24 protein-coding genes, 1 tRNA gene and 1 riboswitch are annotated in these 24,494 nt (G+C 72.0%); of the genes, 11 read left to right on the forward strand and 14 right to left on the reverse strand.

What is annotated here, in order from left to right; all coding sequences use genetic code 11:
* The coding region (locus ACN6LM_RS11700; RefSeq protein WP_445065259.1) for a DoxX family membrane protein at positions 1 to 245 on the reverse strand (245 nt) is incomplete at its 3' end.
* A 234-nt stretch (positions 246 to 479) separates the two neighbouring features.
* Here ACN6LM_RS11700 and ACN6LM_RS11705 point away from each other — a divergent pair.
* Both ACN6LM_RS11705 and ACN6LM_RS11710 read left to right on the forward strand, forming a co-directional pair.
* Entirely contained in the window at positions 480 to 2,495 is a 2,016-nt protein-coding gene (locus ACN6LM_RS11705; RefSeq protein ID WP_445065260.1) for an FAD-dependent oxidoreductase, read from the forward strand.
* Positions 2,496 to 2,538: 43 nt separating this feature from the next.
* Entirely contained in the window at positions 2,539 to 3,069 is a 531-nt protein-coding gene (locus ACN6LM_RS11710) for a PadR family transcriptional regulator (RefSeq protein WP_445065261.1), read from the forward strand.
* 10 nt (positions 3,070 to 3,079) lie between these two features.
* Here ACN6LM_RS11710 and ACN6LM_RS11715 read toward each other — a convergent pair whose 3' ends face one another.
* Positions 3,080 to 4,015 carry a hypothetical protein gene (locus ACN6LM_RS11715; RefSeq protein WP_445065262.1) on the reverse strand — a complete coding sequence of 312 codons (936 nt, stop codon included), beginning with the start codon at positions 4,013 to 4,015 and terminating at the stop codon, positions 3,080 to 3,082.
* The gene (locus tag ACN6LM_RS11720) at positions 4,012 to 4,827 is read right to left on the reverse strand and encodes a phosphatase PAP2 family protein (protein WP_445065263.1); all 816 of its coding nucleotides are present in this window, start codon (positions 4,825 to 4,827) and stop codon (positions 4,012 to 4,014) included. The genes ACN6LM_RS11715 and ACN6LM_RS11720 overlap by 4 nt, the downstream gene beginning before the upstream one ends.
* Before the next feature lie 148 nt (positions 4,828 to 4,975).
* Between ACN6LM_RS11720 and ACN6LM_RS11725 the strand changes: the two genes are divergently transcribed.
* The 6 genes from ACN6LM_RS11725 to ACN6LM_RS11750 all read left to right on the forward strand — a co-directional run bounded on the left by ACN6LM_RS11725 (position 4,976) and on the right by ACN6LM_RS11750 (position 10,364).
* Complete coding sequence (locus ACN6LM_RS11725; RefSeq protein WP_445065264.1) at positions 4,976 to 5,605, forward strand: TetR/AcrR family transcriptional regulator; 630 nt, start codon at positions 4,976 to 4,978, stop codon at positions 5,603 to 5,605.
* 208 nt (positions 5,606 to 5,813) lie between these two features.
* A complete protein-coding gene (locus ACN6LM_RS11730) occupies positions 5,814 to 6,821 on the forward strand; it encodes an SPFH domain-containing protein (protein ID WP_445065265.1) in 1,008 nt (335 codons plus the stop codon).
* Positions 6,818 to 7,717, forward strand: coding sequence for a hypothetical protein (locus tag ACN6LM_RS11735; protein ID WP_445065266.1), 900 nt, complete (start codon positions 6,818 to 6,820; stop codon positions 7,715 to 7,717). Before ACN6LM_RS11730 ends, ACN6LM_RS11735 begins: the two co-directional genes overlap by 4 nt.
* 64 nt (positions 7,718 to 7,781) lie before the next feature.
* Positions 7,782 to 8,288, forward strand: coding sequence for a nucleotide triphosphate diphosphatase NUDT15 (locus ACN6LM_RS11740; protein ID WP_445065267.1), 507 nt, complete (start codon positions 7,782 to 7,784; stop codon positions 8,286 to 8,288).
* A gap of 50 nt (positions 8,289 to 8,338) precedes the next feature.
* Positions 8,339 to 8,833 (forward strand): FBP domain-containing protein, encoded by a 495-nt coding sequence (locus ACN6LM_RS11745; protein WP_445065268.1) that lies wholly within the window; start codon positions 8,339 to 8,341, stop codon positions 8,831 to 8,833.
* A 63-nt stretch (positions 8,834 to 8,896) separates the two neighbouring features.
* Positions 8,897 to 8,991, forward strand: a riboswitch (TPP riboswitch).
* Positions 8,982 to 10,364 carry a purine-cytosine permease family protein gene (locus tag ACN6LM_RS11750; protein ID WP_445065269.1) on the forward strand — a complete coding sequence of 461 codons (1,383 nt, stop codon included), beginning with the start codon at positions 8,982 to 8,984 and terminating at the stop codon, positions 10,362 to 10,364. It overlaps the preceding riboswitch by 10 nt.
* A gap of 147 nt (positions 10,365 to 10,511) precedes the next feature.
* On the opposite strand, the gene ACN6LM_RS11755 is transcribed toward ACN6LM_RS11750, so the two are convergent.
* The 9 genes from ACN6LM_RS11755 to ACN6LM_RS11795 form a co-directional block, all read right to left on the reverse strand.
* Positions 10,512 to 11,444 carry a helix-turn-helix domain-containing protein gene (locus tag ACN6LM_RS11755; RefSeq protein ID WP_445065270.1) on the reverse strand — a complete coding sequence of 311 codons (933 nt, stop codon included), beginning with the start codon at positions 11,442 to 11,444 and terminating at the stop codon, positions 10,512 to 10,514.
* Between the two features lie 386 nt (positions 11,445 to 11,830).
* Complete coding sequence (locus ACN6LM_RS11760) at positions 11,831 to 11,959, reverse strand: LPFR motif small protein (RefSeq protein WP_275408390.1); 129 nt, start codon at positions 11,957 to 11,959, stop codon at positions 11,831 to 11,833.
* A gap of 461 nt (positions 11,960 to 12,420) precedes the next feature.
* A complete protein-coding gene (locus tag ACN6LM_RS11765; RefSeq protein ID WP_445065271.1) occupies positions 12,421 to 13,794 on the reverse strand; it encodes a tryptophanase in 1,374 nt (457 codons plus the stop codon).
* On the reverse strand, positions 13,767 to 15,023 hold the full coding sequence (locus ACN6LM_RS11770) for a tryptophan dimethylallyltransferase family protein (protein ID WP_445065272.1): 1,257 nt from the start codon (positions 15,021 to 15,023) through the stop codon (positions 13,767 to 13,769). The genes ACN6LM_RS11765 and ACN6LM_RS11770 overlap by 28 nt, the downstream gene beginning before the upstream one ends.
* Before the next feature lie 352 nt (positions 15,024 to 15,375).
* Positions 15,376 to 16,722, reverse strand: a complete 1,347-nt coding sequence (locus ACN6LM_RS11775) for a cytochrome P450 (protein ID WP_445065273.1) — start codon at positions 16,720 to 16,722, stop codon at positions 15,376 to 15,378.
* Positions 16,719 to 17,324: a GTP-binding protein gene (locus ACN6LM_RS11780; RefSeq protein ID WP_445065274.1), complete on the reverse strand. Its 606-nt coding sequence runs from the start codon at positions 17,322 to 17,324 to the stop codon at positions 16,719 to 16,721. The genes ACN6LM_RS11775 and ACN6LM_RS11780 overlap by 4 nt, the downstream gene beginning before the upstream one ends.
* Positions 17,299 to 17,688: a DUF742 domain-containing protein gene (locus tag ACN6LM_RS11785; protein WP_445065275.1), complete on the reverse strand. Its 390-nt coding sequence runs from the start codon at positions 17,686 to 17,688 to the stop codon at positions 17,299 to 17,301. The genes ACN6LM_RS11780 and ACN6LM_RS11785 overlap by 26 nt, the downstream gene beginning before the upstream one ends.
* Complete coding sequence (locus ACN6LM_RS11790; RefSeq protein WP_445065276.1) at positions 17,685 to 18,083, reverse strand: roadblock/LC7 domain-containing protein; 399 nt, start codon at positions 18,081 to 18,083, stop codon at positions 17,685 to 17,687. The genes ACN6LM_RS11785 and ACN6LM_RS11790 overlap by 4 nt, the downstream gene beginning before the upstream one ends.
* Positions 18,080 to 19,279, reverse strand: a complete 1,200-nt coding sequence (locus ACN6LM_RS11795; protein WP_445065277.1) for an ATP-binding protein — start codon at positions 19,277 to 19,279, stop codon at positions 18,080 to 18,082. The genes ACN6LM_RS11790 and ACN6LM_RS11795 overlap by 4 nt, the downstream gene beginning before the upstream one ends.
* A gap of 669 nt (positions 19,280 to 19,948) precedes the next feature.
* On the opposite strand from ACN6LM_RS11795, the gene ACN6LM_RS11800 reads away from it, so the two are divergent.
* Positions 19,949 to 20,581 carry a hypothetical protein gene (locus tag ACN6LM_RS11800; protein WP_445065278.1) on the forward strand — a complete coding sequence of 211 codons (633 nt, stop codon included), beginning with the start codon at positions 19,949 to 19,951 and terminating at the stop codon, positions 20,579 to 20,581.
* A 56-nt stretch (positions 20,582 to 20,637) separates the two neighbouring features.
* Here ACN6LM_RS11800 and ACN6LM_RS11805 read toward each other — a convergent pair.
* A tRNA-Pro gene (locus ACN6LM_RS11805) sits at positions 20,638 to 20,711 on the reverse strand.
* Positions 20,712 to 20,761: 50 nt separating this feature from the next.
* Positions 20,762 to 23,395, reverse strand: a complete 2,634-nt coding sequence (locus tag ACN6LM_RS11810; RefSeq protein ID WP_445065279.1) for an ATP-binding protein — start codon at positions 23,393 to 23,395, stop codon at positions 20,762 to 20,764.
* 109 nt (positions 23,396 to 23,504) lie between these two features.
* Here ACN6LM_RS11810 and ACN6LM_RS11815 point away from each other — a divergent pair, with 109 nt between their 5' ends.
* A complete protein-coding gene (locus ACN6LM_RS11815) occupies positions 23,505 to 23,999 on the forward strand; it encodes a DUF309 domain-containing protein (RefSeq protein WP_445065280.1) in 495 nt (164 codons plus the stop codon).
* 79 nt (positions 24,000 to 24,078) lie between these two features.
* Positions 24,079 to 24,489 carry a hypothetical protein gene (locus ACN6LM_RS11820; protein WP_445065281.1) on the forward strand — a complete coding sequence of 137 codons (411 nt, stop codon included), beginning with the start codon at positions 24,079 to 24,081 and terminating at the stop codon, positions 24,487 to 24,489.
* Positions 24,490 to 24,494: the final 5 nt, after the last annotated feature.

Raw genomic sequence — 24,494 nt, forward strand, 5'->3', positions numbered from 1 at the left:
CCGGCGGCCGGCGTGGCCAGGCCCAGGGCGAGCAGTGCGCCGCCGCCCGCCTCGCCGAGCCCGGCGGCGAGCGCGCTGTGCTTCGGCGGATGGAAGCCCATCGCCTCCATCGCGGCGGTGGTCCCCTCGATTCCCCCGCCGCCGAACCAGCCGAAGAGTTTCTGGGCGCCGTGCGCGACGAGCACCGCGCCGGTGCCGGCGCGCAGGACGAGCAGACCTAGGTCGTGACGGTTGACGCAGCCCATGGGGGTCTCCGGTGGGTTCCGGGGCCCCGCCCTGACGACGCGGGCCCCTCGATTCGGTACGACTCCACTCTCCGCGCCGCGCGGAGCACGCAAACCGCGGTGTTACTCCATCCGGGCGACTCACCCCGGGCCGTGAGCCGTGACACAGTGCGACGAACGCCATTGTGCAACATGTTGCACAATGGCGCGGCGGTGGTCTAGAACTGGGGCGACGCCACACCGAGGAGCCGCCGCATGAGCCCGTACCCGCACCTTCTGAGCCCGCTCGACCTCGGGTTCACCACCCTGCCGAACAGGGTCCTGATGGGGTCGATGCACGTCGGCCTCGAAGAGGTCGAGAACGGTTTCGAGCGCATGGCGGCCTTCTACGCCGAGCGCGCCCGGGGCGGCGTCGGCCTCATGGTCACGGGCGGCATCGCGCCGAACGAACGGGGCTGCTCGTTCCCCGGCGGGGCGAAGATGACCACCGAGGCGGAGGCGGCCGAGCACGCCCGGGTGACCTCGGCGGTGCACGAGGCGGGCGGCCGGATCGCCCTGCAGATCCTGCATTTCGGCCGGTACGCGCACCACCCGGACCTGGTGGCGCCGAGCGCGCTCAAGGCGCCGATCAGCGCGTTCACGCCGCACGCCCTGACCGACGACGAGGTCGAGGCGACGATCGAGGACTTCGCGACGGCGGCGGCGCTGGCCCGGAGCGCGGGGTACGACGGCGTCGAGATCATGGGCTCCGAGGGTTATCTGATCAACGAGTTCATCGCCTCGGCGACCAACCACCGCGAGGACCGCTGGGGCGGCTCGTACGAGAACCGCATCCGCTTCCCCGTCGAGACCGTGCGCCGGGTCCGCGAGCGGGTCGGCGACGACTTCATCATCATCTACCGGCTGTCGATGCTGGACCTGGTGCCAGGCGGCTCGTCCCTGGAGGAGGTCGTGCACCTGGCCCGGGAGATCGAGGCGGCCGGCGCGACGATCATCAACACCGGCATCGGCTGGCACGAGGCCCGTATCCCCACCATCGCGACCTCGGTGCCCCGGGCCGCGTTCACCTGGGTCACCGAGAAGGTGCGCGGGGCCGTCTCCGTACCGCTGGTGACGAGCAACCGGATCAACACCCCCGAGGTGGCCGAGCAGGTCCTCGCGTCGGGCCGTGCGGACATGGTGTCGATGGCCCGCCCGTTCCTCGCCGACCCCGACTTCGTCGCGAAGGCGGCGGCGGGCCGCGCGGACGCGATCAACACCTGCATCGGCTGCAACCAGGCGTGCCTGGACCACATCTTCAGCGGCAAGGTCACCTCCTGCCTGGTCAATCCGCGCGCCTGCCACGAGACCGAACTCGTCCTGTCGCCGACCCGCACCCGCAAACGCGTCGCCGTCGTCGGCGCCGGGCCCGCCGGTCTTGCCTGCGCGGTCACGGCCTCCGAGCGCGGCCACGAGGTGACGCTCTTCGACGCGGCCGAGGAGATCGGCGGTCAGCTGAACGTGGCCCGACGGGTCCCCGGCAAGGAGGAGTTCGACGAGACGCTCCGCTACTTCCGCACCCGGCTCGCGGAGGAGAAGGTCGTACTGCGGCTGGGCGCCCCGGCCGGTGCCGGGGACCTCGACGGCTACGACGAGGTCGTGCTGGCCACCGGGGTCACGCCCCGCACCCCCGCGATCCCCGGCATCGACCACCCGAGCGTCGTCAGCTACCTCGACGTGCTGCGCCACGGCGCGCCGGTCGGCGACCGCGTCGCGCTCGTCGGGGCGGGCGGGATCGGTTTCGACGTGGCGGAGTTCCTGACGGACGGCGGCGAGGAGGCGAGCCTCGACCCGGAGGTGTTCTTCCGGCAGTGGGGCGTCGACACGGAGTACCGCGAGCGCGGCGGCCTCGCGGCCCCGGAGCGCCCGAGGACCACGCGCACCGTCCATCTCCTCCAGCGCAAGGCGAGCAAGGTCGGCGCGGGCCTCGGGAAGACGACCGGCTGGATCCACCGCACCGAGCTGCGCCACCGCGGCGTCACGATGACCGCGGGCGTCACGTACGACCGGATCGACGACGAGGGCCTGCACATCACGGTGGGCGGGGAGCGGCACGTACTGCCGGTCGACACGATCGTGCTCTGCGCCGGCCAGGACCCCCGCCGGGACCTGTACGAGGAGCTGCTCGCCGCCGGCCGCGGCGTCCACCTGATCGGGGGCGCCGACGTCGCGGCCGAGCTGGACGCCAAGCGCGCGATCCGGCAGGGCACGGAGCTCGCCGCCGCCCTCTGAACCGGACGGCCGGGCCCGCCCGGCCGTCCCTAGGATGCACCCCATGTCACTGCCGCACGCGATCCTCACCGCCCTGCTGGAGAAACCCTCGTCGGGGCTCGAACTGACCCGCAGGTTCGACCGGTCGATCGGCTACTTCTGGTCGGCGACGCACCAGCAGATCTACCGCGAGCTGGGCAAGCTGGAGCAGGCCGGGCAGATCAGGGCTCTGGAGCCCGCGCAGCCCGCCCGCGGGCAGAAGAAGGAGTACGAGGTGCTGCCGGCGGGCCGCGAGGCGCTGTCCGCGTGGGTCGCACGGCAGGAGGATCCCAAGCAGGTCCGCGATCCGCTGCTGCTGCGGATGCGGGCGGCGGCGGTCGTCGGGGCTCCCGGCCTCGACGCGGAGCTGCGCCGCCATCTGGAACTGCACCGGCGCCAGCTGGCGGAGTACGAGGCGATCGAGATCCGGGACTTCCCGCCGGAGCGCGACACCCCCGGGGACCGGCTGCGGCACCTGGTGCTGCGGGGCGGGATCGACCTGGAGAACTTCTGGATCGGGTGGATCACCCGGGCGCTCGCGGATTACCCCGCGTAACGGCTGCGCCTCAGTGGCGCCCCGCGCCCACCCGGCGGCGCTGCTCGCGGCGCGCGACGCGGGGGCCGCTGATCACCACCCGCGACGGGGTGGCCGGCGCGGCACCGGCCACCGCGGGGGCGGTCTGCGCCGGGGCGCGGGTGAGCAGGACCACGCCCCGGACCGCCGCCACCGTGCCGAGCAGCGCCGGGACCAGACCGGCCGGTCCGCCCTGGAACCTCTCCCCCAGCAGCGCCAGGCCGATGGCCGCCGCGGCGACCGGGTTGGCCAGGGTGACGACGGCGAGCGGGGCCCCGAGGCCGCCCCGGTAGGCGGTCTGGGAGAGCAGCAGCCCGCCCATCGCGAAGGCGGAGACCAGCACGGCGACGATCACCAGGCGTGCGTCGAGCAGTGGCCCGGTGTGGTCGGTCACCGCGACGGTGAGGGTCTGGGTGAGCGCGGAGGCGACACCCGACGTGATGCCCGAGGCCGCCGCGTGCCGCAGCCCGGGGCGGGCGCCGGGGCGGCTGAGCCCGGCGACGAGCGCCATGGTCCCGGCGCCCACGGCCAGCGCCTCGGTCATGGTCAGGGTCTCGTGCGGGGCGGCGCCGCCCGCCGTCAGGAGCAGGGCGCCGAGGCCGAGCAGGGTGAGGAGGGTGCCGCGCCACTCGGTCATCGTGACCCGGCGGCCCGCGGCCCGGGCGCCGAGCGGGACGGCCGCCACCAGGGTCAGCGCGCCGAGCGGCTGGACCAGGGTGAGCGGGCCGTACTTCAGGGCGGCCACGTGCAGCAGCGCGCCGCCCGCGTTCAGGCCGACCGCGCACCACCAGGCGCCGCGCCCGAGGAGCCGGAGCGTGCCGGTGCCGGGCGCGGTGCGGCCGGCCAGCCGGGCCTGGGCGACCGCGGCGGCGGCGTAGGCGGCGGCGGAGACGAGGGAGAGCGCGACGGCGGCGAGGGTGGCGTTCACCGGTGCGCCCCGGAGGCGGCGTACGCGGCGGCGTGCTCCCGCTGCCGTACGACGGACGGCCACGGCTGCGGCGGGCGGACCGGTTCGGCGCGCGGGAGGCGGAGCGCGGCGAGCGCCACGGAGAGCAGCGCGGCCACCACGATCGAGTCGAGCCAGTAGTGGTTGGCGGTTCCGACGATGACGAACAGGGTGATCGCCGGGTGCAGCAGCCACAGCCAGCGCCACCGGGACCGGGTGGCCACGACCAGGCCGACGCCGACCATGACAGCCCAGCCGAAGTGCAGTGAGGGCATCGCGGCGAACTGGTTGGCCATGGAGTCGGTGGCCGGCTGGGCGCCGTACACCGAAGGCCCGTACACCCGGCCGGTGTCCACGAGGTGGGTGGCTGCGAGCAGGCGCGGCGGGGCGAGCGGGAAGAGCAGGTGCAGGGCGAGCGCGGCGCCGGTGAGCGCGGCGAGGACGCGGCGCGCCCAGACGTAGTGGCGGGGGCTGCGCCAGTACAGCCAGATCAGGAAGAGCAGCGTGGCCGGGAAGTGCACGGTCGCGTAGTAGGTGTTCGCGAGGTGGATCAGCGTCTCGTCGTGCAGCAGCAGACCCTGGACGGCGCCCTCGCCGGGCAGGTGCACGGCGCGCTCGACGTCCCAGACCCGGCCCGCGTTGTGGAACGCCTCGTCCACATGGCCGTTGGCCGCCTGGCGGCCGAGCTTGTAGACCAGGAAGAGCCCGACGACGAGAAGAAGCTCGCGGACCAGGGGCGGGCGGGCGAAGCTGTCCGGCTTCCGATGGGCGGGCGTGGTGCCGGTGTACTTCACCCGGTGCCCCTTTGCTGATGCGCTTCGGCGGACGTCCGCCCTTATCGATACGCCAGTGTACCGATACGGCGGCGTATCGGTACACACGCGTATCGGTACACTGGCGTATCGATGGACCTCGTCGCAGAGTCGCAGAGAGGGAAGGCACATGTCGCCGCAGCAGACCGAGCAGGAGCAGCCCCCCGCGCAGCGCCGGTCGAAGATCACGCCGGAGCGGGCCCAGGAGCTCTACACCGCCGTGCTCGACATGCTGAGGGAGAACGGCTACGAGTCGCTGACCATGGAGGGGGTCGCCGCACGGTCCCGCTGCGGCAAGTCCACGCTCTACCGCCAGTGGGGCTCGAAGCCCGAGCTGGTGGTGGCCGCCCTGCACGGCACCCGGCGGGGCGCCCTGCGGAAGATCGACACCGGTTCACTGGCGGGTGACCTGATGGAGGCGGCCCGGGCGATCGGTGAAGGTGCGGGCCGCGACACGCCGCTGATGCTCGCTCTGAGCCATGCGGCACTCCAGAGCCCGGAGCTGCTGTGCGCCCTGCGCGAGTCGCTCATCCTGCCGGAGCTGGCCGCGATCGACGCGCTCGTACGACGGGGAGTGGAGCGCGGCGAGGTGGCGCCGGACAACCCGGCGGCGGAGTTCGTCGCCGCGCAGCTGCTCGGTGTGATGCGGGCCCGCCCGATGCTCATGGGGGCCCACGCGGACGAGACGTACCTCGTCCGCTTCGTGGCGGGCGCGGTCCTGCCCGCACTCGGCCTGGACGCCCCGGCGTCCGGGTCCTGACAGACGTGGGCCGTCGTCCGAGCGGATGGCGGCGGCCCGCCCGCGCCGCACCGTGGGGACGGGGGCGGCGCGCACCCGGCCGGCCGGTGACTTCTCCGAAGTCACCGGCCGTTCGCGTACCCGGCAACCGCCCTATTCGTCCTCTTGACGATAAGAGGGGACCCGCTTTATCGTCGTCATGACGAGAAAGAGATCAGGGGGGTCCCCAATGGCCGACATCACCCGCCGCTTCGGCTGGCGCCATCTCCGCTCCGCGCCCACCGCGCACATCCGCCACCACAAGCGCGGCGAGCTGGTCCACGACGGGGCAGGACTGAGCTTCTGGTACCGGTCGCTGAGCGCCGCGCTCTCCGAGGTGCCGGTCAACGACCGCGAGCTGGCCATGGCGTTCCACGCGCGCACCTCCGACTTCCAGGACGTCACCGTCCAGGCCACCGTCACCTACCGCATCAGCGATCCGGCCGAGGCAGCCGCCCGCCTCGACTTCTCCGTCGATCCGGACACCGGAGCCTGGCGCGGCGCACCCCTCGAACAGATCGCCACCCTCCTCACCGAGACCGCCCAGCAGCACACCCTGGACGTGCTGGCCCGCACCCCGCTGGCCGGCGCCCTGGTGGACGGCGTCGCCGCCGTCCGCGAGCGGGTGGCGGCCGGTCTCGCCGCCGAGCCGAGGCTCCCCGCCACCGGCATCGACGTGGTGGCCGTGCGCGTCGTCGCCATCCGCCCCGAGGCCGAGGTGGAGCGCGCCCTGCGCACGCCCGCCCGCGAGCTGATCCAGCAGGAGGCCGACCGGGCCACGTACGAACGGCGGGCCGTGGCCGTCGAGCGCGAGCGGACCATCGCGGAGAACGAGCTCGCCAGCCAGATCGAGCTGGCCCGGCGCGAGGAACAGCTCGTCGAGCAGCGCGGCACCAACGCCCGCCGGGAGGCCGAGGAGAGCGCCGCCGCCGACGGGGTGCGCGCCGAGGCGGAGGCCGCCCGCACGGTGCGGCTCGCGGGCGCCGAGGCGGAGGCGGCCCGGCAGGTGGGCGCGGCGCGCGCCGAGGCCCAGGCGGCCTGGCTGCGGGCGCACGGCGAGGTGGAGGCCGCGACGCTGCACGCGCTGGCGGCCACCCGGCTCGCCGAGAACCTGCCGCACATCGACAGCCTCACCCTGTCGCCGGACGTGCTCACGGGCCTGCTCAGCAAGCTGGGCCGGCCGGAGGCCGGGGCGTGAGCCTGGCCCCGCGGGCGGTCCTGGTCCACCGCACCACGGAGTACGAGGAACTGCTCGCCCGCCACGGCACGCGCGGCCAGGCCGCGTTCGTGCTGGGCGCGCGGGGCCGGTCCATCGAGGAGGTGGCCCGCCGTCACGAGCGGACCCGGCAGGCCCTGGCGGACGCGGCGGCGGCCGTTCCGCTCACCTGGCGGCACTGCCGGGTGGAGCGGAGCGACCTGGACCGGTTCCTGTTCGCGCCCGAGGACGTGGTGGTGGTCGTCGGGCAGGACGGCCTGGTCGCCAACGCCGCGAAGTACCTGTCCGGTCAGCCGGTCATCGGCATCGACACCGATCCGGGCCGCAACCCCGGCGTCCTGGTCCGCCACCGCCCGGCCGACGCGGGGGCGCTGATGCGGGCGGCGGTGGCGCCCGGCGGGCGGGCCGACGCGCTGACGATGGTGGAGGCGGTGGCGGACGACACGCAGCGGCTGCTCGCCCTGAACGAGGTCTACCTCGGCCCGCCCGGCCACCAGACGGCCCGCTACCGGCTCGGGCCCGACACGGCGGACTCCCCGGCCGAGCCGCAGGCGTCCTCCGGCGTCCTCGTCGGCACCGGCACCGGGGCGACCGGCTGGCTGCGCTCGCTCTGGCAGGAGCGCCGCAGCACCCTCCCGCTGCCCGGGCCCGCCGACCCCCGGCTGCTCTGGTTCGTCCGGGAGGCGTGGCCCTCGCCGTCGACCGGTACGTCGTTCGTCTCGGGCGAGCTGGGGCCCGGGCAGGGGCTGCGGCTGACCGTGGAGTCGGACCGTGTGGTGGTGTTCGGCGACGGCATGGAGGCGGACGCGCTGGAGCTGACGTGGGGGCAGAGCGTACGGCTCGGCGTCTCGGAGACCTCGCTGCGGCTGGCGGTATGAGGGCGGGGCGGACGGGGCACGCCCCCGTAGGCTCGACGCCCACCGCCCCCTCCGAAGGAGCACCATGGCCACCGGGAACCCCCTCGCCCCGTCCCGCAACACCCAGCCACCCAAGGCTCAGGCGGCGCTGGGCGTCGGCGTCGTCGTGCAGGACGCGCGGGGCCGGATCCTGCTCGGCCGGCACCACAGCGGCACCTGGGAGCTGCCCGGCGGCAAGGTCGACCCGGTGCCGGAGTCGGTCGCGGCGGCGGCCGTGCGGGAACTGCGCGAGGAGACCGGGCTGACCGTCCCCGAGGACGAGGTCACCGTCTTCGCGATGCTGCACGACGCCCTCGGCGGGATCAACCGCGTGACGATGGCCGCCCTGGTGCGCGTGGACACCGGCACGGCGCGCGTGACGGAGCCGCATCTGATCAGCACCTGGGAGTGGACGCCGCTCGACGCGCTCCCGTCGCCGCTCTTCGATCCGTCGGCGCAGATCCTCGCGGCCTGGCGCCCGGACCTCGGCATCCCGCACCCGCCCGTGCACTGCCTTCCCGTCGCACCCGAAGATGCCCAGGTGAAGCCCTAACCGCATTAATCGTTTGCCTAGGGGTCATAGGCAGAGTTAGCTTCGTGTCCATGAAGGCCCTGACCGAGCAGGACATCCGCTCATCGTTCGTGAATTGCTCCAAGGGGGAGGCCAAGCGTCTGCCGCTCCCCCGCGACTTCGAGGAGCTGCCGTGGGACGACCTCGACTTCCTCGGCTGGCGCGACCTGTCCGCGCCGGGGCGCAGCTACATCGTCACCGAGCACGAGGGCGAGCCCGCCGGGATCTCGCTGCGCTTCCCGTCCCAGCAGCGCGGCTTCCTGCACCGGAGCATGTGCTCGCTCTGCCTGACCACCCACCCCGGCGGCGGGGTCTCCCTGATGACCGCCCGCAAGACCGGGCCCGCCGGGCGCGACGGCAATTCGGTCGGCCTGTACATGTGCACCGACCTGGCCTGCTCGCTGTACGTGCGCGGGAAGAAGGCGGTGGCCTCGGGGGCCCGGTTCAAGGAGAGCCTGAGCACGGAGGAGCAGATCGCCCGCACGGCCGACAACCTCCGCGCGTTCGTGACGAAGCTCTTCGGCTGAGCTCGACCGGGACCGGCCGACCCCCGCGACGACGTCGCGCAGGCCGGCGCTATTCTGGCCGCCACACCGGACACGGGGTGCCCCGTACGAGGGCTGAGATCACACCCGTCGAACCTGAACCAGTTAGCACTGGCGGAGGGATGTCTTCATGTCGTTGCCGCATGCCCAGGACGAGCGCGTCGCTTTCGGCGGGCGCATGCCCACCGCCCCCGGCGATCTGCGCATCGAGGCGCACGGGATAGCCCCGGTCCCCGAGGACCGCCGCTACGGCCGGGCGGGCCGGCTGTTCACCGTCTGGTTCGCGCCCAACCTGACCATGACCGGCGTCTTCACCGGCACCGTCGGCATCGCGCTCGGCCTGGACTTCGCGACGGCTCTCGCCGCCGTCGTGCTCGGCACCCTCGCCGGCGCCGCGCCGACCGCGTATCTGGGCACCTGGGGCAGCCGCACCGGATCCGGGCAACTACCGCTCGCCAGGCTGGCGTTCGGGCCGGGCGTGGTACTGCCGGGCGCGCTGCAATGGCTGTCGTCCATCGCCTGGGACGCCCTGATCGGCCTGTTCGGCGGGGACGCGCTGGCACAGCTGTGCGGCTGGCCGTTCTGGCTGGGGGTCCTGGTGATGATGGCCGCGCAGGGCGCGCTCGGGGTGCTGGGTTACGAGGTGATCCACCGGCTCCAGACCGTGATGACCTTCGCCCTGGCCGCGGCCTTCGCGGTGCTCGCCACCAAGCTCCTGCGCGGGGTGGACCCGGTGACCGCCTCGACCGTGCACGGCGCGGACCGGGCCGGGGCGTTCGTCCTGACCTGCACCATCGCCCTGAGCCTGGCACTGTCCTGGGCGCCGTACGCGAGCGACTTCAGCCGCTACCTGCCGCGCGACACGTCCCGGGCGCGCATGTTCTGGTGCACGCTGGGCGGGATCAGCGTCTCCTTCGTGGCGGTCCAGACGATCGGGCTGTGGGGGGCCTCGGTCCTCACGGACCAGACCGCGCGCGGCGTGGACTCGCTGCTCGGCGGGGGCGCGCTCGGGGCGTTCGGGCTGCTCGCGGTGGCGCTGGCCGCGCTGTGCAGCAACGCGATGAACGACTACAGCGGTTCGCTCGCGCTGCAGACCATGGGGGTACGCCTGCCGCGCCCGGTGGCCGCGGCGCTCGCCGCCGTCCTGGGGTTCCCACTGGTGCTGTGGATGCACGCGGCGGACACGACGGCCCGCTTCCAGAACGTGCTGCTCCTCGTCGGCTACTGGATCCCCGGCTTCGTGGCGATCGTCTCCGTGGACTGGCTGGTGCGCGCCCGGGCCCGGCGGGGCGCCTCCGTCGACCTCGCGGCCGAGCACGCCCGGCCGCGCCCGTGGTGGCCGGCGCTCGCCGCGTTCGCCGCGGCCTTCGCGGCGGCGGTGCCGTTCATGAGCACCGGCCTGTACGTGGGCCCGGTGGCCGAGGCGCTGCACGGGGCGGACCTGGCGTACGGGGTGGCGTTCCTCGCGGCGCTCGTGGTCTACACCCCGCTGCGGATACGCGGGGCGCGCTGACCCTCCCGACTGTCCGCACCGGGTCTCAACCGCCTGCTACCGTCACTTTCACCACGCGCGCCCCAGCGACCGGGACAATGGGCGTGAAGGAAGCGGTTTGACGGTGCGTCGCCCGAACCGCTCTACGGTCCGGGCGCGCTTCGGCCGTCAGGGCATCCTGGCCGTTCCCTTCGGCGCGCACTGCATCTGCTTCTCCGAGGGGATCTCGCCGCACACGCTCATGGAGTCGAGCGGCGCATCCTTGGAGACCCCGAGCATCTTGGTGTACGAGTCGTGCTCGAAACGGATGAAGGCGTCCAGCTCCATCCCCCGGACGTCCTTGATGATCACCTTGTCGCCGACGGCCCCGCCCTCGATCCGCCCCCAGACCGCCTGGCAGGCGGCGCTGTAGCGCAGTTCGATCTGCATGCCGCGCAGGTAGGTGCTCTTGACGGTCTTCGCGTCCCACTGGCACTCCATGGCCTGGGGATCGTTGCGCCAGCAGGTGTCCGACGTGCACTTGACCTGGATGTCCCCGGCGCCCGGGACGAGGTCCGCGCCCTGTCCGCCCGCCTTCTTGTCCTCGGCACGGGTCTTCGTGGCGTTCGAGCCCTGGTCCGCTCCCGCGAGGTACGGGGAGAGCAGCCCGGTCGCCACCGAGCCCATCAGGGCGCCCGCCGCGATGTAACCGATCACCGCGCAGCGCCGCCGCCACGACACCGCGGGCCGCTCGCCCGGCGTCCGCGCCTCGGCGGCGGGGTCACCGGCGGCGGTGCGCGTGGCCGGGGGCCGGTCCCGGCCACCCGTGACCGGCGCCGGGTCCTCGACCGGCGCGCCCGCCCTGGCCAGCAGGTCGAGCAGGGGTTCCGGCGGGGTGCCCGCCACGGCGGCCAACTGCTCGACCGCCACGGGGGTCGGCAGCTGCTTGCCGTTGAGAAACCTCTCCCACGAGGAGCGGCTGTAGTGCGTACGGCCGGCCAGCCCGCCGAAGCTGAGCTGGGCGCCCTCCTTGATCCTCCGCATCTCCGCGCCCAGTTGTGCGCGGACCGCTGCCGTGGCATCCAGTGCCGGGTTCTTCGGATCCGACTTCGCGTTCGACATGCAAGAGCCCCCCTCGTCATGTGCGCCCCACGCGTCGTCTCCTCCCCCGGACCGACGCGGCGCGAGGGACAGAATAGATCGGGCGTACGACAGCTCCGCAGCAGTTCAAGCGCGTGGCGCGGCGCGAATACGGGCCTGCCTGTCCTGCCGGCCGTCGAGCCCTTCCGGGCATCCACGAAGGTCTGCGCGGGTTGCCAGGAAACCGTGCACGCGATGCCAACTTCCGGCACGGGGGCGTCGGCGCATCGCTGTCGCCGGCCCCGCACAGCGCACCTGTCCGGCAGGCCGGCCGGGGCGAAGCACGGGCCCCCCGAAACGCCGAAAGGCGGCTCCGGACCTCTCCGGAACCGCCCCTCGAAGACCCGTGGCGACGAGTCGGCGCGCGCTCAGTGGTGACCGTGGGCGGTGCTCGACGCACCGCTGAACAGCCGGGCGACGGCCCGGAACGGCAGCGTGACCACCGTGGCGATGGCGCCCCCGATGGAACGGAACACATCCGCGATCGCCTTCAGCATGGCTACTCCTCTGTTCGGTCGCACCCCTCCGCCGGAGTGCCGCGGTCCTCTGTCCGCGACCGCGTACCCGGGCTCCCGGCGGAAAAACTTCAGGGTCCGGCGCCGGACGAGCCGGAACGTGCCACACAAGGCCGCCGTACGTACGGATGATGGGCTGTGGCCCGGCTCCGGGACGTCGAGCTCGAGTCGAAGACCTGCTGCGGAACCACAGCGCGGGCCGGCACCCATCAGCCGTCGGGGTGCAGCATCGACGTCGCGCGGCTGGGGCGTCGCCCCCGGCGCCGCGGGGCGGGTGGTCGGGGGTCCTGCGAGTGCGCAGGAACGGAGGACGGCCCCACCCCTCACCGGGGTGGGGCCGTCCCTTGGCTGCCACGCTGTCGCTGGACCGGTACGGCCGGTCGATCCGCACCGCTTCAGGATCTGATGGCCGGGCTCGCGTCGTAAGGAGCGAAGAGTGCTGATCAGTCGCCGGACTTCACGGGCTCCAGCTTGATGCTGAAGTGTCGGAGGATCGGGGACTGGCCCGTGACCCGGTATCCACGGACCGATTCAGGATTCTTTGCGACATCTGCCAGAGTGGCGGCAACGTGGTCGTAGTGGCTGCGGGTGTAGACCCGTCGGGGGAGAGCCAGCCGTACAAGTTCGTATGGCGCCGTCCTGACAGGGTTGCCCTGCTCGTCCTCCTCGCCGAGATACAGCGACCCCAGCTCCGCCGAGCGGATGCCTCCGCGCAGGTAGAGCTCGCAGACGAGTGCGGTGCCGGGGTACTGGTGCGGAGGGATGTGGGGCAGGAGGCGCCCGGCGTTGACGTAGAGGGCGTGCAGACCGGAGGGTTCCACGATGTCGACGCCGGCCTCGCGGATGCGGGCGGCGAGATAGGCGGCTATGTCGGCACGCTCGGCGAGGTAGGCCGGCTCGGTCACTTCGAGGAGGCCGCGGGCCATCATGTCGAGGTCACGTCCGGACAGACCGCCGTAGGTGGTGAAACCTTCGGTGGCGATGAGCAGACCCCCGCACCGCTCGGCGAGTTCGGCGTCCTTCAGGCCGATGAAGCCGCCGATGTGGACGATCCCGTCCTTCTTCGCGCTCATGACGCAGGCGTCTGCGAGGCGGAAGGCTTCCTCGGCGACCTGGCGCGGGGTGCGGTCGGCGTAGCCGGGTTCGCGCTGGGTCACCAGCCAGGCATTCTCCGCGAACCGGGCCGCGTCGAGGACCATCGGCACGTTGTGGCGGCGGCACAGTTCGGCGGTGCGGCGCAGGTTGTCCATGCTGACCGGCTGGCCGCCGCCGCCGTTGTTGGTGATGGTCATCAGCACGGCCGCGACGGGCGTCCGGTCCGCATTCTCCAGGGCCTGTTCGAGGGCGATCAGGTCGATGTTGCCCTTGAACGGAAAGTCGCTGTCGAGGTCCTTCGCCTCGGCGCAGGGCAGGTCGTACGCCGTGCAGCCGGTCAGTTCGACGTTGGCGCGGGTGGTGTCGAAGTGCGTGTTGGACAGCACGCTCGTGCCGGGCCGCAGCAGAGAGGAGAAGAGGATGCGCTCGGCCGCGCGGCCTTGGTGGGCCGGCAGGATGTGGGGGTAGCCGGTGAGTTCGGAGACGACCTCGTGCCACCGGTAGAAGGAGCGGCTGCCGGCGTAGGACTCGTCGCCCTGCATCCCTGCGGCCAGCTGGTCTGCGGAGATGGCACCTGTCCCGGAGTCGCTCAACAGGTCGATGGTGACTTCGTCGGCCCGCAGGTCGAAGGGGTTGTAGGCGACCCGCTTCAGCGCGGCCTCGCGCTCCTCCCGGGTGGTGAAGGCAAGAGGTTCTACGACCTTGATGCGGTAGGGCTCCACGTGACTTCCTTCTGTGTGCTGTGCGGGCTGACGTGGCCGACGGCCCGGTGCCCGAGGTTCATGACGCTCTGAGTGCGTTGCGCAGGCATCCAGGGGTGCCGCTGGTACTGCTCCTGCGGCGGCCGGACACGGTAGGCCTCGGCACTCAGGTAGGAGGTGAGCCGGGGCGGGCGGTTGCGCTCGTACACCAGGGCCAGGTAGGCGATCAGTCCCACGCCGTCCGCGAGGGTTCGCTGTGTGAGCGCTCCCAGACTTCGGTTCAGGACGCTGGGGTCCGTACCGGCCCGGGTCAGCAGGGCTGTGGCGCGGGCGAGGGCCTCTTCGTCATCGCGCACGTAGTCGCGAACGGGGATGTGGAGCGTGAAGCCGCTCGGGTTGCTGTCGCCCGCGGTGAAGGAGTGGCACGTGAGCGCCGGCCGCCGCACCAGTCGCAGGGTCTCGTTCTCGCCACGTCCGGACGGCGCGAGGGAGCCCGCGGCCGCGTGGAAGAAGTAGCGGATGTCCGCCGCTGTGGCGCCGGAGGTACGGCTGAGCGCGCAGGCGTCGTCGGCTGACATGCGCGGGTGTCTCACGTAGACCTTGACGCGGGGGGACGCCCAGGCGCCCAGGTCCAGAGCGAGAAACGGGTAGCCCGCCGCCGGGGGCAGGTGCTCGAAGGCCCGGTCGTAGCCGAGCCGCAGCAGTGCCTCGCGCACGGTGCGGGCCGCGTTGTCCGGGCCGGAGGCGGAGGGGTTCAGGTAGACCTTGACCCCTGGGACCCCTCCGGCGCGCAGGTCGAGCGCATACCACAGGGCCAGGGGGCCCTGCGCTGCAGCGGGGAAGAAAAGGTCGGCCAGGGCGTCGAGCCGGTCGGTGGAGAAGCCCCAGCGGGCGCCCATGGCGCGGATGGCCGCAAGCCCGGCGCGGCCGCTGTCGACCATGTCGCTGTGGGCCCATCCGGGCTCCACGAGCACGCGCAGGGCCGGGGCGGCATCCGGAGCGGCGGCGAGCGAGAACTCGACGGGCGTGTGGTCATCGGAGAGGAAGGTGGGCGAGGCCGGCGGCAGGGAGAGCGGCCGGTCAGCGGCGCCGGTGAGGGAGTCGATCAGGACCTGTCCGTACAGCTCGGTGTCCGCCTTGCTCAGGCCCACCGTGGTGCCCAGGCGGCGAAGTTGGCCGAGTACGTGCTCGCCGAGCGTCGTCTCACCGGGACCGGTTGCCGGCATGCCGGGGCCGGGTCGGGAGGTCATCGTGTGCCTCGCACGTCGTGGCGCGTGTCGCTTCCGGACGGTGCGGGAGTACGGGGGCGTGCTTGGCCGACGAGGGAGGAGACAGGGGCCGGCGCACTGCCGGGGGCAGTGGGTATTCGGTCCTGCGGCTGGTCGGGGTCGCCGCCCCCGCACGGGTTCCGTCTGCGAGGGGTGGTGCGCCGTGGGGCCGGTAGGGCGCTCGCGGATGGGGGCGCGGAGATGCTTGCGAGGTCCAATGTCTCTCCTTCATCTTGTGTCACTCCAGACACTCCGCGCCGTACTACCCAGGAAGTTGATCTCTTATGCGGTCCGCGTCAACTGCCTGTGTCACATGCATCACAGGGGGTGTGGGCTACTGGTTCGTCAGCCACTTCATGAAGCTGCTCCAGCGCCCCGTTTTGCCGCTGGACTGCGGCACCGCGGGCGCGGGTGAGGCCGCGGCAGGGGGTGCCTGGTGGCGGGGCACGGATGTCGGCTCCGGTGCGGCCGCGGCGCGGGGGGTGACCGCGTCGAACCGCACGGGCAGAGAGGCCAGGGCCCGGTTGAAGGGACCGGGCCGCCAGGCCAGGCTCTCCGCGGGGACGGCCAGTTCCACGTCGGGCAGGGCGTTGAACAGCGTCTCCAGGCCCGTCAGGGCGATCAGCCTGGCCGGATCCTTCGACGGGCAGGCGTGCGGGCCCGCGCTCCAGGCGAGGTGGCCGCGGGTGTCGGCACCGCGGTCCGCGAGTGCCGTGTTGGCGGCGCCGAAGGACACCAGCACCAGGTCACCGGCGCGCACCTTGTCCCCGGCCACGTCGGTGTCGACCACCGGGTAATGGGGCGCGTAGTTGGACATCGGCGCATTGCGCCACAGAGTGTCGTCCAATGCCTTGTCGAACTGCCCCAGGCGCGCGAACTCCTCGTTGGTCAGCATCGTGTAGAAGGCGTTGCCGATGAGGTTGCCCTCCGGCTCGCCGCCCGCGCCGAGGAGCAACACCAGCGTGTGGGCCAGTTCCTCGTCGTTCAGCTGCGCCGGATGCTGCATCAGGTAGGACGTGATGTCCTCCCCGGGCCGGGAGCGCTTGAGCGCCACCAGTTCGCCGACCGCTCCGAGCAGGACCTGGCTGGCCGCCTCGGCGTTGACTCCGTCGAACATGCCCGAGATGCCGAACAGCACCCGGTCACCGATCTCTGCCGGGCAGCCGAACAGCTCGTTGAACACGTACAGCGGGAGCTGCTGGGCGTAGTCGCGGAGCAGGTCGGCGCTGCCGCGGGCGCTGAACTGGTTGATGAGGAACTGGGCTGCCTGGGTGACGATCCGGCTCAGCCGCTTGTCGCTGACGCGGGAGAAGGAGTCGGTGATGGCCTGCCGCAGCCGCACGTGCTCGGCGCCGTCGGTGAACATCGCGTTCGGCCGGTAGCCCAGCAGCGGCAGGACCGGGCTGTCGGGGCGGATGCAGCCCTCAGCCAGTGCTCGCCAGCGGCGTGAGTCCTTGCGAAAGGTCGTCGAATCCTGCAGCAGTTCCAGAGCCGCGTTGTAGTCGGTCACCAGCGTGGCCTCGACACCGGGGGCGATGGTGACCGGAGCTGTGGGGCCGAGCTCCCGCATGTAACGGTAGTACGCGTGCGGATTGGCGGCGAACTCCGCGCTGTCCAGGGGTATGCGCTGCCCGCTGCCGTGTGCGGGGCAGCCGGGCGGAGGTACAGAGGGGGTTGTCATGCGTGCTCCAGGTCGGCGCGCTCGTACAGATAGCGGACCAAGGTGATCAGGGCGTCGACGGACGACTTCTCGTCGCGTGCGTCGATGGTGACGACGGGGGTGTCGGGCAGCAGGTCGAGTGCCTCCCGGACTTCCTCCGGGGAGTGGACCGTACTGCCGTCGAAATGATTGATGGCCACGGCGAAATTGAGGCCGTAGCTCTCGACCAGATCCATGACGTCGAAGGAGTCGGCCAGGCGCTCGGGGTCCACCAGGACCAAGGCGCCCAGCGCTCCGCGGGCCGTGTCGTCCCACAGACTCACGAACCGCTGCTGTCCGGGGGAGCCGAACAGGTACAGAACGATGCGTTCGCTCAGCGTCAGCCGGCCGAAGTCCAGGGCGACGGTGGTGGTGGTCTTCCCCTGAACCCCTTTGAGGTCGTCGACGCGCTCCGAAAGCGTCGTCATCTGCTCCTCGGTGGACAACGGCGTGATCTCGGAGAGCGAACCGATCAGGGTGGTCTTGCCGACGGCGAAGTGCCCGACGACCAGGATTTTCACTGCAGTCTGTTGTGCGCCGCTGGGCACGTAGGCGTCCTCAGACAGTGAGAGCCTTGAGGCCATCGAGCACCTCCTTGAGCAAGGCCTTGTTGGTGGGACGGGCCGCGGGAACCGGCGCCCGGGTCACGAGATAGCCGCCCTCGGCGAGGGAACTGAGCAGCACCCGGACCACCCCGAGCGGCAGCTGGGAGTGCGCGGATACCTCAGCGACCGAGAGGTAGCCGCTGGAGCACATCTCGAGGAGCTGCTGCTCCTCGGGCGAGAGCCGCTGGGGGCGCTGTTGCTCGTCGTTGGCCTTCGTGACGAGTGTGATGAGGGCGAACTCACCCTCATCGGGGAGGTCACGGCCCCGGGTGATGACGTAGGGACGTACTAATTCCTGGGCCTCGGTCACGAACTCGGTCTCGGGACCGACCGGTTCCGTCATGAGGTGACCGTGTCGCCGCGGAGGCCGGTCGACATCGCCTTGCCCAGCCGGCTGACCAGCTGCTGCATCCGGTAGGTGATGTCCTGCATGTCGACCTCGGCCGATGCCGCCACGGCAAGGTAGCTGCCGCCGCCCGCAGCGTTCAGGAACACCCAGCCACCGTCGAACTCGATGAGCGTCTGGCGCCAGTTCGCTCCGTGTTCACCGCAGAAGAAGCTGACGGCCCGACTGAGCGACTGCAGGCCGGAGACGGCGGCAGCGACCTTGTCGGCATCGCCCCTGTCGATCTCCGCGGTACGGGACATCTGGAGGCCGTCGGCGGAGATCAGGACCGCGTGGAGAGCATGCGGGATCTGCAGAGCGTCCTCAAGCATCCAGGACAGTTGGTCGCTCACGGGGCATCGAATCCTTCGTGTGAATCGGCAGTGCTGTCACCTTCGGCGGCCGGTACCCCCGCACCTCGACCGCTGAGAGTGCCGCGCTGAAACGCGCCCATGGCCGCCACCCGTGCCTCTGCTGACAGGGCCGGCCGCGCTTCATCAGGCGTGCGGCCGGCGTCAGGCACGACCGCCATGCCGCGCTTGTTCCGTCGCCGCGGCAACCCGCCCTCTGTCACCGCAGGAGCGGAAGCCCGGCCGGTCGCAGCGGCTTTGACTTCTTGTGTGGTACTGGGCGTCCTGGGCTCGGGCATCTCGGTCAACAGCTCCTTCGGCACCATCACCACTGCGCGTACGCCGCCGTAGGGAGAGGTGCTGTCGATGGCGACCGTGAACCCGAACCGCGCACACAGGGCACCGATCACCGCGAAACCGAACGCGGGAGGGTTGCCCAGCTCCGAAACGCTCACCGCCGACCCGCTGGACAGCAGAGCGGTGGCGTTGGTCCGTTCTTCCTCACTCATACCGACACCAGCGTCGTCGATCACGATGCAGATGCCCCGGGGCACCGTCCGCACCTCGACCTCGACCATGGTGGACGGCTCGGAATAGCTGGTCGCGTTGTCGAGCAGCTCGGCCACCGTCAGCGCGATCGGTTCGACGGCACGACTTGTCACCGCGAAATCGACCCGTGAGGCGATCTCGATGCGCTGGTAATGCCGAATACGGCCCTGCGCTCCGCGGATCACGTCATAGACCGACGCAGCCTCCCGCTGCCGGCCGAGCCACCCGCCGCACAGCACGGCAATGGACTGCGCACGCCGGTTGAATTGCGAGTTCATGTGGTCGATGTCCAACATATCCCGCAACATGGCCGAGTCGCCGTACTTCTGCTGCAGCCCGGAGATGACCCGCTGCTGCTCCGCGGCGAGGCCTTGAAGGGTCCGCATGGCCGACTTCAGTACGGTGTTCGTGGCCTCCTCCGCCTCTTCCTTGGCCTGGCGGACCACCTCGTCGTAGCCGCTGCGCAGCTCGGTGACGGTGGACTCGAGGGCGGCGGCACTCCCCTGCCATGCGGTCAGCTCATTCTGCAAGCCGAGCTGTCGCCGACGCAGCGCCTTGATCGTTTTTCGCTGGCGAGTAATTACCGTGGCGGCGACAGCGACGCCGACGGCAAGCGCCCAGACTGTCGGATCCTGCCAAAAATTCGTCATCTGACTCTCTATTGAGGGGCTGTGGTCCAGCTCTCGGAATCTGTCCAGGCGGACCCTCCGTTGTGGGCAGACGTCACCGCCCGGAGAGCCCCCCTGGCTGTAGCCAAGCCAAGGCGAAAACGCACGTGGCATGTGCACGCGAGCGTATCACCGGACGATCATGAGACTCTGTCAAGCCCGCCACGCCGTCGCCCCGTTGGCGAGAAACGCATGCTCATGTCAGCGAGAAGCAGCCCGCAACGCGCAAAGGAATTCACCCGGACTGCTACCACCGGGTCACCGAGCGTTGTCGGAGCGGCCACCGGTCGGATGACGAGGACGAGGCCCCAACGCACAAGCCTTCCAGTCCGATTGCGTCAAGTGACGCGCTGAGCCACACTCCAGCAGTTGCGGGTGCGCTTGCCGTGCAGCGGATTCGCCGGCCATGCCGGCCGGACTGCCGACCACAACTGCGGCAACGTCGCCCCACAGGGCTCGTGATTTTCCGTCAGCAAGGTGCGGCGCACCCGCGATCCCATCGCGGCCGCACCGGCCGGTTGAGCGTCACCGCCGTGGACTGCGGGTTCACAGAAACCGTGCACGGTATGCGTAGACTGTCGCGCCCATCCGGCCCCGCCGGGCCCTGCCGGAGGACCACGGGCAGAGCCCGCACCCACCCGAAGGGCCCGCGTGAGTCGCGCCGTCATCTCCGTCGCGTGCATGGGAACCGGCTTCTTCCCCGTCGCCAAGTCGGTCAACACGTGCATGCTGCCGGTACTCGGCCAACCCGTCCTCGTCCACGCGGTCGCCGACTGCCCGGCTGCGGGCGTGCGCGAGATCGCGATCGTCACCTCGCAGGGCGAGGGTGGACGGCAGGTCCGCCACTACTTCACCGAAGACCACGGCATGCGGTACTTCGCCGCCCGCGGCCGGCAGACGAAGGACGAACCGATCGCGCACCTCCACGACCGGGCGGACTTCCACTTCATCGAGCAGCCCCGCGACGGCGAGCGGTACGGAACGGCCCTGCCCGCCGCCCGCGACGCCCACCGGTACGGAACCCTGAAGCCCCGAAACACGAAGGGCGCCCAGCAGCCAACGGACGACGGCGAGTACCAGGCCCCCGACGCCCTGCCCGACCGACCCCGCTTGCGCTGGGCGCAGGACCAGATCACGACACGCCCCGGCAGAACCGGCACGTTCCGCCGGCTCCACCTCATCCATCTTCTGGCCTCCCGCTCGCACAGCGCGCCGACCTGGTTCACCGAGGCCGGGGTCCCGGACCACGTCCTCCGCAGGCCCCCAACTGGTCCCCGAAAATGATCAAGGGCCGGTTTCGGATCTCTCCGAAACCGGCCCTGACCTGCGACTGTCTCCAGTCGGGACGACAGGATTTGAACCTGCGACCCCTTGACCCCCAGTCAAGTGCGCTACCAAGCTGCGCCACGTCCCGCTGCCCCTCACCCGGTCCGGCCGGGTGGCGGCTGCAGGGAAAACATTACCTCACTCGGTGGACCGGATCGACGCGCGTGCCTGCTGGGCGCGGGCGGCCAGTCCTTCCGCACCGCAGGCGGTGGCCAGTTTGTGGCCGCGGGCCAGTTCGCGGGGCGAGCGGATGGCGATGCCGTAGTCGACGAGCGCCTGGGCGAACTCGTAGCCGGAGGGCGACGCCTCCAGGTGGCGGACCGCCTCGCCGAGGAGGTGTACGGACTCCTCCGGGCGTGCGAAGAGGGCCACGCAGCGCAGGGCCTCGCCGATGGCGGTCTCCGTGCCGAACCGCTCCGCGTGGACCCGGGCGGAATTGGCCAGCTGGGCGGCGCGGCCCGGGTCCTCGTCGGCGAGGGCGCGGGCCAGGTCGCCGGCCCAGGGGCCCCAGATGCCGTTGAACCTGCCGCGCGGCTCCAGTGAGCGCCCGGCCGCCTCCAGCTCGGTCACCGCTTCCTTCGTACGGCCTTCGGCCAGCAGCAGGCGGCCCCGGACGCAGGGGGCGTCCGGCAGCACCATGGCGCTCGGGTACGGCAGGCCGAAGTCGTACTGGTCGGCGATCTTGCGGGCCTCGGGGACCTTGCCCCGGGCGAGCAGGGTGTCGATGAGCAGGCAGGCCGCGTCCCAGTGGACGGGGAGCCCGCTGCCGACGCGGTCCGCGAGGCGCAGTCCCTCGCGCAGGAAGCCCTCCGCCTCGGCAAGGCGGCCCCGGCGGCGGTGGACCAGGCCGAGCAGCGTGTGCGCGAAGGCCAGGTGGGCACCGCTCCAGCCGGAGATCTCGAAGGCCCGGACCGCCTCGCCGAACAGCTCCTCGGCGCGGTCGAGCCGGTCCGTGAAGGCGTAGGTGATCCCGACCATGGCGGGGAGCTCGAAGCCCCACTCGGAATCGGTCCAGCCGAGTCCGCGTGCGGGGTGGCCGTCCACCAGGGCGCGCTCGCAGAAGTCGACGATGATCTCGGCGTTCTCGCCACGCAGCATGGCGTCGAAGGCGCGGAGGGTGAGCAGGGCGCGTTCGGCGTTGTCCCGGCCGGTGAGGTGGTCGGCGTTGGCGGCGAGCCGGCGCGAGCGGCCGGGGCCGTCCTCCTCGGTGGCCTGCATGCCCTCCCAGAGGAAGTGGGCGGCCTGGAGCCGCATCAGGCCGGGCCCGGGTGCCGTGCGCTCGGCCTCGGCGGCCAGGGCCAGGGCCGCCTCCTTGAGCTGGTTGTTGTGGGACAGCGCGGCGGCGAGCCGGAACGTGGCGTCCACCCGCAGCTCGTCCACGAGGCCGGGCATGTCCAGGGCGGCCCGCAGGTGCTGCACGGTGGTGGCCGGGGAGCTGAGCAGCGTCGCGCAGCCCAGCTCGTACAGCAGGGTGGCGCGTACATCGTGGCGCGGCGGCTCTTCGAGCGCGCGCTCCAGGCAGCGCCGGGCGGCCTCGGGGGCGCCGACGGCGAGGTGCTGCTTGGCGGCGGCCCGCAGTTGCGCGACGAGTTCCTGGTCGTCGTCCGGGTGGACCTCCAGCAGGTGGCGGGAGGCCGCGGCGGGGCCGAGACCGGCGTCGGTGATCGCCCAGGCGGCCCGTCCGTGCATGGCGGTGCGGGTGGCCGGCGGGATCGAGCGGTAGATGGCGGAGGCGATCAGCGGGTGCACGAACTCCAGCGGGTCGAAGCCGCTGACGATACGGGCCTCGCGCAGCCGGGCGGTGCAGTCCGCGGCCTCGGCGGAGCTCATCCCCGCCAGGGTCGCGGCGAGGTCCTGGGAGATGTCGGTGCCGAGGACGGCGGCCGCCCAGGCGAACCGGTTCGCGTTGGTGCCGAGCCGTTCGAGGCGGGCGACGAGGCCGCTGCCCCGGGCGGATGCCCCGAGCTCACGCAGGAGCCCGGCGGACTCCTCCAGCGGGGCCAGCTCCTTGTCCTGGACCTTGGCGACGAGCTCGACCGCCTCGTACGGGTTGCCGCCGGTGACCGCCCAGACCTCGCGGCAGAACGGGTCGTCGGCGTGCTCGCCCAGGGTGGCGCGGACCAGTTCCGCGGTGGCGTCCGGGGTGAGGGCGCGCAGGGCGACCCGGATCTGCGCGGGGTGGCCGTCGGCCGCGTTGCGCGCGGCCTCGCGGGCGGCCAGTTCCTCGGGCCGGTGGGCCTGGACGACCAGCACGCGCAGGTCGCCGAGTCGGGCGGTGAACGAGGAGAGCCAGGCGAGGGATTCGCCGTCCGCCCAGTGGGCGTCGTCGATGACGAGGAGCAGCGGGCGGTGGCTGAGCCGGGACGCGAGCCGCTTCACGACGTAGTCGAGGCCGTCGCGCACACCCTGCGGATCGGGCTGCGGGCCGGAGGGCTCGGCCAGGCCCAGGGCCGGGGCGGCGCTGTCGAACCAGGGGCCGAACAGGGCCCGTACGTCGTCGGGCGGGAACTGGCCCAGGGCCGGCTGGAGCAACTGGCGTACGACGTGGAACGGTACCGAGGTGACCGTCTCACCGCCGCGTGCCGACCAGATGGTGCACCGGTCCGCCGCCATGGCCTGGATCTCCTCCAGGAGCGCGGTCTTGCCGATGCCTGCCTCGCCGCTGTAGATCAGCAGCCCGCCGGTGGCCTGTGCCCCGCACAGCGCGTCGATGGCTTGTGCGGCAGTGGCGAGTTCCGGTTCGCGCTCATAAAGCGGCCGGGACGGCTTCATGCCTACCCTCCCCCAAAGTGATGACCATGGTGGTCGAGCCTAGTCGCGCGCAGGGTTCCACGGACAGTGGTTCGGACAGTTAGCCGCAGGTGCGGGGCACAATCGGGGCGTGAACAAGACACGCAGGGACCGGGACTCCGAGGGACGGGCGCAGAACGCGCGCCCCCGTGACGGGCTGGGACGCCCGCTGCCGTACGGGACACCGGGGGTGGAACGCCAGCCGGAGGGCGTCGAACGCACCGCCGGTGAGACCGTCCGAGAGGCGCAGCGGCTGCTGGACGCGGGGATGCCGTTCCACGCGCACGAGGTCTTCGAGGACGCGTGGAAGGCGGGTCCGGACGCGGAACGGGAGTTGTGGCGCGGGCTCGCCCAGCTGGCCGTGGGCCTGACCCATGCCGCCCGGGGCAACGCGACGGGCGGCGCGCGGCTGCTGCGGCGCGGGGCGGCGGCGCTGGAGGCGTACGGGGCCGGTGAGGCGCACGGGATGGGGCTCGGGGAGCTCACCGGCTGGGCGCGCGAGCTGGCGGTGCGGGTGGAACGCACGGGCACGGGGCCGGTGGACGCGGCGGAGGAGGCACCGAGGCTGCGGGCGGACCAACCGTGAGGCACAAGTCGGCCTGGTTTCGACGGTGTTGGTTGACAACGGCGAACGGGCCGGGGTGGAACCATTACGATCCCGCGTCATGAGCACTTCTGACCAGGACCGAGCCGCGGACGCCCCGATATCCGAGGACACCGCCGAGACCGCCGCCGAGGACGAGCCGGCCGAGGACGTCACGGACGACCTCGCGGACGGTCGCGCGGAGGGTCTCGCGGAGGGCGGGGGCACCGACGGGCGCCGGCTGACCCCGCGGCAGGCGAGACGGCTGCGCGTCGTGCTCTCCTCGCTCGGGATGGCGGCGATGGCGGTGGTGCTCGGGCTGCGCCTCGCGAGCCGCGCCTCCGTCCTGGTGGTCGGGGTGTACGGGCTGGCGCTGATCCTCTGCGGGATCGTGATCGAGCTGAGCCGGAACGGGCGTACGCGGCTGGGCAGTTGGCTGCTTGCCGTCGGGCTGGTCGCCGCGATCGGCGCGGACTGGCTGCTGATTCCCTGAGCGGC

The sequence above is a fragment of the Streptomyces sp. SAS_281 genome, assembly GCF_052542855.1.